Raw genomic sequence first — 10574 nt, 5'->3', positions numbered from 1 at the left:
CAAGCTCAACCCGCACCTCGACCGTCGGGTCGAGGATAAACGCCGCCTCCCGTATCGCCTCAGCCCATGCAATCGCTGCTCGACTGACAATCTCAAGGTCGGCCAACTCACCTTCTTCGAGGTCGATATACAGGCTGATAGGTGCGAAGCGGTCCGGCACTGAAATCGCTGTAGCCATTTGCTTCCCCGTCTATGGGAAAGCTACGGCGGACCAGCCTTCAACGTCAATCACGCATACGCATGGGATGCACGTCAACGAGTTGGTGGGGGTGAAAGTACTGACCGCTTGAGGCGTTTTCCTCTAGTTGACGATGGGCAGTATGCGTCCGCCTGCAAGCCCTGTTACCAAGGCCATCTGCTGATTTGACTGCAAAGCACCGCCTGTCCTTGCATCAGCCTGCAGTCGGACTAACCTGTGGCGGATGAGCAAGCTCTCGCCCATCGAGTCCGAGTTCGCCACGTCCGAGGACGCCGAGGCGCACGATGCGTGGTTTCGCGCAAAGGTGCAGGTGGCGCTGGCGTCAACCAAGGCCGGATTGCCACACGACCAGGTCATGGCCGAAGCACGCCATCTGATCGAGAGCAAGCGTGACGCTGCCGCTCGTCTGGCGTCCTGAGGCACGGGCCGACCTTCTCGAGATCGTCGGCTACATCGCGGAGCGCAACCCGGCCGCGGCCGATCGCATGCTCCACCTGATCGAGAGCACGGCGGAGCGGTTGCCGAGCCACCCCTACATGTACCGGCCTGGACGGGTCGCCGGGACGCGCGAGGCGGTCGTCCACCCGAACTACATCCTGATATATCGGGTCGCGGAGGCGATCGAGGTCCTCGCGGTGCTGCACGCGCGGCAGCAATATCCTTAGGCCCAGATAACCCAGCAGTCCCCCAATGCCCATCGCGTCGGCATCGACCTTCACTGCTCCGGCGCGCGGCTCGCGTGGGCGCCAGGCGTTGGTAGGAGCGCGTCGTTTGTAACCGCTACTGCCCGGCGTCATCCGCGGGCGGGCCACTCTGGTGTCGCCCTTTGCGCCATCGCACCACCTGCCTGACCCCTACAAACAGCAACGCCGCGCAGCACAGCAGCGCGATCGCGACGACGTTGAAGTCCCTGGCGCCGTCCGGGTTGCACGGCCCGTCCTCGCACGGCGACATGCCGAAGCTGAACACGAACAGCACCGGGAGCCCGACCAGGATCAGGAACGCGAGGCTTGCGCCGCAGCCGCACCCGAGGCCGGTGCTGCGCGGCAATGTCGGACCATCCCCCATCATGCTCCCTCCATCATCGATCGCATCACCCGATCAGCCGGCGCCGGGTCCGCAACTGCTGTCCATCCTCTTGAGCATCGATTGCGACGGGTCCTCCGGATCGAAACAGGCGATGGCCGCGCTGCCGGCGGCGAACGCGAACCCGCTCAGCAGCGCCGACCCCTGATAGGTGCGTCCGCCGACCACGTAACGGTATTCGTACCTGTTGGAGCGACCGGTGGATTCGGCAGTCACGACCGTCGCCCGCGCGGTTCCCGTCATCCGTGCGTCACGCTCGTCGACGTGGAAGAACAGGATGTAGATCATGCCCAGCACGAAGGCGATGATGATGCCCCTGTTGATCCGGGCCGACAGGCGGCGTGGCCTTGGCGTCATCGGTGTCATCGTTCCGCTCCGTTGCCGGTCGTGCCGTGCGCGCCGCGCTTGAGCGCCGGAGGCGACGCGGAGTCCCTGCGTTCGCTCACGCCGGGCGGGCCGGCGCGGGCCTTGCGCCACACGCCGACTGGACGTGGCGATGCGCATGCGCGGCGTGTCCGATGTCGAACCTGATCGTGACCAGATGCCCCGCTCCGGTCAGGGTCACGAAGAGATCGTCCGCGCCGTCGGTCAGGCCGCGCAGCAGGGCGTTGGGCGCGCGCTCGCCGACCGTGGGCGCGGGTATCTCGATCCCGCGCGTCGATGCCACGCCCTCGACGCTGCCCAGCTGATCGCCGCCGGCTTCGAAGCGATAGCCGAGCTGCATCGGTGCGGCTCGACCCGCCGGAACCTTCAGCGGGTGCCAGGTCTCCACGAACAGGACCACCCGCCCATCCCGGCATCGAAAGCCCAGCCGTCCTTCATGAACGCCGCGCCACGCCTGCTGCATGGCGGGGCCGCCGGCCGGATCGGGCTCGCCGCCGAAGTCCCAGCCCTGATTGCCACTGTTGATGCACGCACCGATGGCCAGGCAGGCACACAACAGCGCCGCTCGAGTGATGAGTTTCACGCCGGTCGAATCCCCCCAGATCGCAGCGCCGACGCTAGGCCAATCCGCTGCGCCACCGCAAGCCGGCGCGGGCCTGGCGGGCGCGGGGCCACCAGCGGGTCAGCTTGACGAACAGCGCGGTGCCGAGACCCGTCGTCGCCATCGCGAGGGCCGACAGCAGGAACAGCGACCACAACGGCGCCGCCATGCGACACAAGGCCCAGCCCGCGAGCAGCACGACCGCGCGCGCGCGACAGGGTGACTTCGCGGCTCGCGACGAGGCTCGCCGCGCCGCTCGCCGCCAGCGCCGCTGCCCGAGACCGTCTAATGCCCCATCGCGTCCGCGTCGATCTTCACCGCCCCTGCGCGTGCCGGGCGGCGGAGCAGCAGGACCAGCGGTACGACGGCGAGCGTCAGGATCATCATCAGTTTGAAATCGTCGAGGAACGCAATCATCGCCGCCTGGCGGGTGACCTCCGCGTTCAGCAGCGCCAGCGCAGCCTGGCCGGTATCGCCGACCGCGCCGGCGATCGACGGGTCGATGCTGCCCATGGAGTAGGCGGTAATGTGTCCGCCCAGTTCCTGATGACTCGCCTGCGTGTTGCGCGCCAGCAGGCTGGTGACGACCGAGATGCCGACCGACGAGCCGATGTTGCGGAACAGGTTGAGCAGGCTGGATCCGTCGGTGCGGTGTTCGGGTCCCAGCGTCGCGAACGCGATCAGGTTGAGCGGGATGAAGACGAGCCCCAGCCCCACACCCTGGATCAGGCCGGTCACGATGAAATGCTCGCGCCCCATCATCAGCGTCCAGCCGGTCATCTCCCACAGCGAAAAGCCCGCGATGAGCAGGCCCGTGCCGACCAGCAGGCGGGGATCGACGCCGCGCCCGATCAACTGTCCCGCCACCCCCATGCTGATGACGACGCCGATGCCGCGCGGCACCAGCAGCAGCCCGGCGTCAAGCACGGGATAGCCGAACAGCGACTGCAGCATGGGCGGGAGCAGCGCCATCGTCGCCATCATCACCACGCCGATCACGAGCATGAAGCCGAGCGCGGTAAGGAGGTTGCGGTTGCGCAGCAGCGCGCGGTCGAACATCGGCCGCTTGCCCGTGAACAGATGGACGCAGAACATCCACGCCGCCGCGAGCGCCACCATCGCCTCGAGCAGCACTTCCCACGACCGGAACCAATCCTCCGACTGGCCACGGTCGAGCATCAGCTGGAGCGACGCCACCGCGATCGCGAGCAGTGAAAAGCCGAACAGGTCGAACGCTCGCCGCCGGATGGGGCGCGAGGGCAGCAATGCCCACAGGATCGCGAAGCACGCAACGCCGATCGGCAGGTTGACGTAAAACACCCAGCGCCAATCATAGCTTTCGGTCAGCCAGCCGCCGAGCACCGGCCCCATGATCGGGCCGACCATGATGCCCATGCCCCATATCGACATCGCCTTGGCCTGGCGTTCCGGCGGGTTGATGTCGAGCATGACGGTCTGGCTCAACGGGTTCATGAACGCCGCCGCCACGCCCTGCAGGATGCGGAACGCCACCATCTGCGACAGGCTGGTGGCGAGGCCGCAGAGCATCGAGGCGAGGACAAAGACGACGACCGAGCCGAGGAACAGCCTGCGGCTGCCGAGCCGGTCGGACAGCCAGCCGGTCAGCGGGATAGCGATCGCCGAGGCGACGATGTAGCTGGTCAGCACCCAGGTGACGGTGTCGGCGGTGGCGCCGAGTGCGGTCTGCATGTGCGGCAGCGCGACGTTGGCGATCGTGGAGTCGAGGATCTGCATGACTGTCGCCGCCATCACGCCGACGGTCAGCAGTCCGCGCCGGGCGACCGGCAGCGCCGCCCGACCTGGTGCCGCGCTAGCGCCCGGCACGCACGTCAACGCTGACGTCGACCGACAGGCCCGCGATCATGGGCCGGGGACTGGGCTCGTCGATGGCGATGCGGACGGGGACGCGCTGCGTCACCTTGACCCAATTGCCGCTCGCGTTCTGCGCGGGCAGAACCGAGAATTCGGAGCCGGTGCCGGCGCCGATCGACTGCACATGGCCGCGCAGCTTGACGCCGGGGTACGCGTCGAAGCCGATCTCCGCAGGCTGACCGACGCGCATCTTGTCGAGGTCGGTTTCCTTGAAATTGGCCTCCACCCAAGCCCGCCCGCCGGACACGACGCTGAGCGCGGGCACGCCGCTCACCATCATCTGCCCGACCTGGAGCCGGTCCGACTGGCTGATCACGCCCGCCACCGGCGCGCGCACGGCGGTGCGGGCCAGGTCCAGCGCGGCCCTGGCGCGTTGGACACGCGCGGCGGCGATGCGGGGACTCGTGCCGGGCACAGCGGTGCCGGTCGACAGCTTCGCCTCGGCCTCGGCGGCGGCCGCGCGCGCGGCGGCGAGCGCCGCGCGCGCCTGCACGAGTTCATGTTCGGTCTGCTGGAGCCGTGCACGGGTGGTGAAGCCGCGCGTCATCAAGGCGGCCTGGCGACCATAATCCTCTTGCGCGGCGGCGATCCGGTCGGTCGCGGCGGCGATGTCGGCGGCGCTGGTGCCCAGACCCGACCGCAGCGTCGCGACCTGGACCTGCGCGTCGGCGATCGCCGCGTCGGCCTGCGCCACCGCGATCCGATAGGGTTCGGGGTCGATGCGGAAGAGGAGGTCGCCGGCGTCGACCCGCTGGTTCTCGCGCACCGCGACCTCGACGATCCGACCCGCGACGTCGGCACCGATCGAGACCTTGTCATTGCTGACATAGGCGTTGTCGGTCGAGACGAACCGGCCGGAGGTCAGCCACACATAGCCCCCGCCTATCGCCAGGAGCAACGGGACCGCGAGCAGTAGGACCAGCCGCAGCCACGACCGCGAAGCGCTTGCCGGCGCAACGGGATCTGAAGGCGCGGCGTCGGCCCGCAGGTCGCGCGTGGGATCGGCGTCAGCCATGGGCAACCTCCGCACGGTTGGTGTCCGCCGCCAAATTCAGCCGGACCAGGTCGAGCGTGGCGACGAAAACGTCCACCGCGTCGGGGGACAGGCCCTCGAGCGCGGTCGCGAGCACCGCGTCAGCGATACTACGGAGCTGATCGATCAGCGGGTGCGCCTTGTCCGTCAGATACAATTTCCAGACGCGGCGATCGGCGGGATGGCGGCGACGCTCGATCAGCCCTGCGTCGGCCATGCGATCGACCATGCGGCACAAGGTGATTGGCTCGACTTCGAGCAGATCGGCGAGCGCACCCTGCTGGATGCCTTCGTGACGATACAGGGTGATCAACGCGCGCCACTGCGGACGTGTGACCCCGATGAGCCGGGCGCGCTCGTCGAATCGCCGACGAAGCAGGCGCGACACATCGCTGATCAGGAACCCCGTACCGTCACTCACGGCATGCATATAATAAGCGTGCTTATGTATCCAAGCCCGACGCGCCGGTTCAGCGACGAGTCGGCAATCGAACGCGGCCTAGCACGCGATGCGGCGGATCCGTGCGGTGCCCTGGTTCAACCGTTCCAGGTTGAAATTCTCGGCGAACTCGATTCCGGCGCGGCCGTCGCGGGCCCAGCGGATGCGCGCGGCGAACATCTGATCCTCCAGCAGCTCGATCAGGATGTCCATTCCGTCTCCCTTGCCGTCGATGTCGATCCCGTCGATCATCGCGCCGGTGGCGGAGATGTTGCGAATGCGGACGTCGCCTTCGGCACCGCCGATCGCCATGCGGGCGGAGCGCAGCATGGTGGTGCGCGGCATCCGGCTGGTACGGAAACCCGATGGCTGCGCCTCGCTGGTGCCATCGCCAAGCTGGCGCATCACCTCTTCGGCGCGGACGGGCTTGCCGTAGATATAGCCCTGGATGTGGCTGCAGCCGAGCTGGCGGACGAGTTCGATCTCGTCCTCGACCTCGACGCCCTCCGCCGTTGTCTCCATCCCCAGCGTTTCCGCCAGCGTCACGATCGCCTTGATGATCGCGGCGTTGCGGTTGCCGGGCTGGGCGGCGCCCTTGACGAAGCTCTGGTCGATCTTGATCTTGTCGAACGGCGCGGTGCGCAGATAGCCCAGCGACGAATAGCCGGTGCCGAAATCGTCCAGCGCCAGCCGCACGCCGATCGCCTTCAGCGCGCGGAACATGGTTTCGGACGACTGCTTCTCATCGAGGAACACGCCTTCGGTGATCTCCAGCTCGAGCCGGTTGGGGGCCAGACCGGCGCGGGCGAGTGCGTTCGTCACCAGCGCCGGCAGGTTGGGATCGGCGAACTGGATCGGCGAGACGTTGACCGCGACCCGGATGTCGCCCGCCTTGCATCTGGGCCAGCGGCTCGCCTCGATGCAGGCGGTGCGCAGCACCCATTCGCCGATCGCGCCGATCAGACCGCATTCCTCCGCCACCGGGATGAAGTCGGCCGGCGAGACCAGCCCTCGCGTCGGATGATCCCAGCGCACCAGCGCCTCGTAGCCGACCACCAGCGCGTCGGCGGTGGAGACGACGGGCTGATAGGTGAGGTGAAATCCGCCGGTGGCGATCGCGTGACGGAGGTCGTCCTCCAGCTGCTGGCGGCTCTGCGCCCCGATCAGCATCTCCGCCGCGTAGAAGCGATGCACACCGCGCCCGTCGCCCTTGGCCGCATAGAGCGCCAGATCGGCGTTGCGGATCAGCGTTTCCGAGTCGTCGCCCGGCTTCAGCGCCAGCGCGATGCCGATTGACCCGCCGATCGAGATCGACGCGCCCTGGATGAAATAGGGCTGGGAGATCGCCTTGATCAGATCGCGGGCGAGGATCGCCAGCGCCTCGCGGTCGTCCAAGCCGGGCAGCAGCACCTGGAACTCGTCGCCGCCCAGCCGCCCGACCAGCCCGGCGTCGCCGACGCCGCGCAACAGTCGCTGCGCGACCTGCTTCAGCAGCGCATCGCCCGCCTGATGGCCCAGCGTATCGTTGACCGCCTTGAACCGGTCGAGATCGAGCAGGAGCAGCGCCACCGGGCGGAACGCGCCCGACCGGTGCGCCAGCGTCTTGTCGAGGCTGACGCGGATATGCTGGCGATTGGCGAGGCCGGTGAGCCCGTCGAACATGGCCAGCCGCGTGATCTCCGCCTCGGACCGGCGGCGTTCGGTCAGGTCGGAGCCCGAGCCGATGAAGCCGGAGAAGCGACCCTGATCGTCCAGCAATGGCCGACCCGAGATCGACCACCACCGCCCGCCCGCATCCTTGGCGTCCCTGGCGGCCTCCGGGTCGCCGGCGGCGCGCACCGGATAGTCGTGGAACGAGGTGCGCGACGACAGGTGGAACGGCAGCGTGCGTTCGATCCCCGGCGTCACGCCATCCATCTGGAATATGTCGGTCAGCATGCGCCCGACCGGCTCGGCACCCGACGCGCGGGTCAGCGCGTTGGCGACGGTGGCGGACAGATAGGTGACGCGGCCATAGCGGTCGGCCTCCCAGAACCAGCCCGTGCCCTGTTCCTCGAACTCGGCGATCATCTTCGCGGCGAACCGGCCTTCGCTCGTCTCCGCGGCCTGGGCGATGGCTGTATCGACGTCGTGGCGGGCAAGCCGGCGGATGCAGGCGCCCAGGCAGCCCAGGAACGCCGCCGCGACACCCAGCGCGGTACCGACGCCCGCCAGGGCGAGCAGCGCCAGCACCAGCCCGGCACCGAAGCCAAGCGTCGCGGCCCGGACCGGTTGCAGCGCAATGGCCGTGATGCCCACCGCGCCGGCGGCCGCGACGAAGCTGCCGAGCTGGATCGGTCCTTCGGGCACCCGTGCCGCCGCCCAGAGCAGCGTCAACATGCCGGCCGCCTGTGCGGCGGCCAGCAGCAGCAACGCGCGGTTGAGCTTGTGTACCGGCCAATCGCGGGTCAGTGGCAGTGCCAGCAGCCCCCAGATGATACCGGCCAGCGCCGTGACCGCGCCGACGCCGAGCATCGCCAGGCTGGTCGGCGGCATGCCCGAATGGAGCGGTACGGCGACCAGCACGCCAGCGCCGACACCCTGCGCCGCCATTGCGATCGGCCACACCGCGCGGACCTGCGACAGCCGCATCGCGCCTGCATCCGCCAACGGCGCGCGCTCGTCCTCCGCCAGGCCGAGCAGGACGGCGGCGGGCACCCTGTCCAGCGGATCGAGCGGGAGGTGAAGCATCGTTGCCGGCATAGGGCGGCACGGTTGATGAGTTGCCCATCGGGGATGGTTGACGGCGCGTTCACCTCGCCGGCGGCCGCTGGTGCCCTTCTCGCATATAGCACACCGCGCGCCGCGGGCAAAGCCGCGTCGTCGATCAGGAGCGCTTCGCTTCCTGTCGGCGGCGCTTGCGCGAGTCAGCCGGACGTGGCCAGGCTGCCGCGCTGCGCGTGAAAAAGGGTTGCCGGATGCCCTTCAGGACACCCGACAACCCTCAAACATGGTCAGCGGCCGGAGAGCTCCAGCCCGGAGGACCATGGGCTACCACGAACCAGTGCACACCGTTGACTGAGGGAGAATACCCTCCGGCGTGACTTTGCGGTCCCTAGCAACCAATCCCCCGAACGAACTGAACCGACCCCACTGCTGAACCATGAGACATCGGATCACCTCCTTTCGCTTGTTGATAGCCAATGCGGCCGTGCCCCGGCCGCATCGGCAATGTGCGGTGCCGCGATTCAACTTACAAGCGTTGTTTTTAGGGGCTTCGCTACTTCAGGCGCGGCAGTCCTCGATCACGCGGCCGACCTCCGCCCAGGCGGGCAGAACCAGCGGCGCGGCACCCGCGCGGCTGAGCGCGAACCTACCGCGGCTGAACGCCATCGCATCGAGCAACGGGTCGGCGGGCGCGAGCGTCGCGGCGAGATAGGACGGCGTGCCGCCGGTGGCGCCCAGCTGTACCGTGCGCGCGATGCTGCTGGTCCTGACCGTCAGCGGCGTCGGCGTGTCTCCAGCCACCGACAGGAACAGCCGCCCGCCCTGCCGATCGCACCGCAGCACCGCGACCGCATCGGCACCGACCGCCCCGAACATCGCCACCGTCCCGCGCTCGTCGCGACCGTAGCGCCAGGTGCCTGCCGTCACTGCCCACTCAAGCCAGTCTGCCGCCGGTGGTGCCGGGGCTGGTGCGGGAGGCAGGGCGACGACACGCGCCGGCGGCGCGACGGCACGCGGCGCGGCGGTGCAGCCGACGACGAGGATCGCGGCGGCGAGAGCGAGGAGCATGGGAGGGGCGCGGCGCATCGCGTGGCTATGCCGTAGTTGCGAGACGCGCTCAACAGAGTCGGCAACGGCGTCCGGCGCGGGAACCGGGCGGCGGGGCGCAGGGTTGGAGCGCGAACAGGAGATCCCATGTCCACCACCACCGCCACCGATATGCCGACGCTGCTGCTGGTTCAGGCCAACGCAACGCATTCGCCCAGGGTGGAGACGCGCGACGGATCCTCGGTCGGCTCGGTCTATTCCTACATGATCCACAAGGGATCGGGGCGCGCCACGCACGCGGTGCTGAGCCTCGGCGGGTTCCTGGGGATGGGCAAGAGCTTCTACCCGGTGCCGTTCGCGCTGCTGCAGTTCGATCCGGTGCGCGACCTTTATGTAGTGACCGTCGACGCGACGCTGTTGAAGGGCGGGCCGAGCTGGGCCAACAGCGCGCCGCATTTCGACCAGGGCTATGCCGACCGGGTCGCGAATTATTACGGGGCCCCGATCGAGGACCTGACACGGTGACGAGGAGAGCGGAAATGAGCGAGCAAAACGCGGCGCAGGAGATCGCCGACGACATGCTGACCGATCCGGACAAGGACGCCCGCAAGGACCCGCCGCCCGCGCCGCCACAGACGGTGGATGCGGAGCCGACCAGCGACCGGGGGAATGCGGGGTAGCGGGCTGTTTCCCGGGTCTCGGCCTATACCTCGCTGCGCTTCCCCGGGTATTTCACAATACCGGCCGGGGAATGCAGGACGAATCGGCGCTGTATGCGCATGCATCGCGGGTCGGTATCGGTGGCGGGTTCAGGCGGCGCGCGGGAGGATAGGGTCCAGCTCGCCATTCAGCGCGCGTTTGGCCTCCATCTGTTCGAAGCAGTCTTGTAAACGTGGAAAGAAGCCTTCCGACATACGAAAGTAGCGTGCGAGCCGCAGGTCTAACTCACCATCCATACGACGTGTACCGCTCACGACTGCCTCGACGCGCTCTGACGCAAGTCCGATGCGCGCCGCCAGCTCAGGCGGTTGCTTGGTGGGGTGCGCAGATCGTCAATCGTTTCGGCTGAATCGACCAGCCTTAGCTTTGCGAGTGCTCGGTTCTGCATATCGGCCGGTCGCTTTCGGCTGGGTCGACCGCTCCAGATTAGCCCGGCCTCGGGATCGTTGAAGCTGCGGATCACGTC

General features: G+C 68.2%; 13 protein-coding genes and 1 pseudogene. 4 read left to right on the top strand and 10 right to left on the bottom strand.

The window, feature by feature from the left end:
* Nucleotides 1–422 precede the first annotated feature (422 nt).
* Together JWN21_RS03235 and JWN21_RS03230 are read left to right on the top strand one after the other, a co-directional pair.
* Nucleotides 423–617 carry a stability determinant gene (locus tag JWN21_RS03235; protein WP_299646171.1) on the top strand — a complete coding sequence of 65 codons (195 nt, stop codon included), beginning with the start codon at nucleotides 423–425 and terminating at the stop codon, nucleotides 615–617.
* Nucleotides 589–864: a type II toxin-antitoxin system RelE/ParE family toxin gene (locus JWN21_RS03230; protein ID WP_299646169.1), complete on the top strand. Its 276-nt coding sequence runs from the start codon at nucleotides 589–591 to the stop codon at nucleotides 862–864. Before JWN21_RS03235 ends, JWN21_RS03230 begins: the two co-directional genes overlap by 29 nt.
* 115 nt (nucleotides 865–979) lie before the next feature.
* On the opposite strand, the gene JWN21_RS03225 is transcribed toward JWN21_RS03230, so the two are convergent.
* The 9 genes from JWN21_RS03225 to JWN21_RS03185 all read right to left on the bottom strand — a co-directional run bounded on the left by JWN21_RS03225 (nucleotide 980) and on the right by JWN21_RS03185 (nucleotide 9427).
* A complete protein-coding gene (locus JWN21_RS03225; RefSeq protein WP_299646167.1) occupies nucleotides 980–1267 on the bottom strand; it encodes a hypothetical protein in 288 nt (95 codons plus the stop codon).
* 33 nt (nucleotides 1268–1300) lie between these two features.
* Nucleotides 1301–1651, bottom strand: coding sequence for a DUF3592 domain-containing protein (locus JWN21_RS03220; protein WP_299646165.1), 351 nt, complete (start codon nucleotides 1649–1651; stop codon nucleotides 1301–1303).
* Between the two features lie 76 nt (nucleotides 1652–1727).
* A complete protein-coding gene (locus JWN21_RS03215; protein ID WP_299646163.1) occupies nucleotides 1728–2252 on the bottom strand; it encodes a hypothetical protein in 525 nt (174 codons plus the stop codon).
* Nucleotides 2253–2286: 34 nt separating this feature from the next.
* Nucleotides 2287–2439, bottom strand: a complete 153-nt coding sequence (locus JWN21_RS03210; RefSeq protein ID WP_299646161.1) for a hypothetical protein — start codon at nucleotides 2437–2439, stop codon at nucleotides 2287–2289.
* 116 nt (nucleotides 2440–2555) lie between these two features.
* Entirely contained in the window at nucleotides 2556–4115 is a 1560-nt protein-coding gene (locus JWN21_RS03205; protein ID WP_299646159.1) for a DHA2 family efflux MFS transporter permease subunit, read from the bottom strand.
* Nucleotides 4102–5178, bottom strand: a complete 1077-nt coding sequence (locus JWN21_RS03200) for an HlyD family secretion protein (RefSeq protein WP_299646157.1) — start codon at nucleotides 5176–5178, stop codon at nucleotides 4102–4104. The genes JWN21_RS03205 and JWN21_RS03200 overlap by 14 nt, the downstream gene beginning before the upstream one ends.
* Nucleotides 5171–5626: a MarR family winged helix-turn-helix transcriptional regulator gene (locus JWN21_RS03195; protein ID WP_299646155.1), complete on the bottom strand. Its 456-nt coding sequence runs from the start codon at nucleotides 5624–5626 to the stop codon at nucleotides 5171–5173. The genes JWN21_RS03200 and JWN21_RS03195 overlap by 8 nt, the downstream gene beginning before the upstream one ends.
* 69 nt (nucleotides 5627–5695) lie before the next feature.
* Complete coding sequence (locus tag JWN21_RS03190; RefSeq protein WP_299646153.1) at nucleotides 5696–8365, bottom strand: EAL domain-containing protein; 2670 nt, start codon at nucleotides 8363–8365, stop codon at nucleotides 5696–5698.
* 534 nt (nucleotides 8366–8899) lie between these two features.
* Nucleotides 8900–9427: a hypothetical protein gene (locus JWN21_RS03185; protein ID WP_299646151.1), complete on the bottom strand. Its 528-nt coding sequence runs from the start codon at nucleotides 9425–9427 to the stop codon at nucleotides 8900–8902.
* A gap of 108 nt (nucleotides 9428–9535) precedes the next feature.
* On the opposite strand from JWN21_RS03185, the gene JWN21_RS03180 reads away from it, so the two are divergent.
* Both JWN21_RS03180 and JWN21_RS03175 read left to right on the top strand, forming a co-directional pair.
* Nucleotides 9536–9913 (top strand): PRC-barrel domain-containing protein, encoded by a 378-nt coding sequence (locus JWN21_RS03180; protein ID WP_299646149.1) that lies wholly within the window; start codon nucleotides 9536–9538, stop codon nucleotides 9911–9913.
* A 14-nt stretch (nucleotides 9914–9927) separates the two neighbouring features.
* On the top strand, nucleotides 9928–10068 hold the full coding sequence (locus tag JWN21_RS03175) for a hypothetical protein (RefSeq protein WP_299646147.1): 141 nt from the start codon (nucleotides 9928–9930) through the stop codon (nucleotides 10066–10068).
* Between the two features lie 290 nt (nucleotides 10069–10358).
* Here JWN21_RS03175 and JWN21_RS03170 read toward each other — a convergent pair.
* Nucleotides 10359–10574: pseudogene (locus JWN21_RS03170) on the bottom strand (hypothetical protein); the annotation flags it as partial.

This window comes from Sphingomonas bacterium (assembly GCF_028292945.1).
GTDB lineage: Bacteria > Pseudomonadota > Alphaproteobacteria > Sphingomonadales > Sphingomonadaceae > Sphingomonas.
Note: the sequence above shows the minus strand (reverse complement) of the source record. Positions and strands in the feature narration are given on the sequence as shown.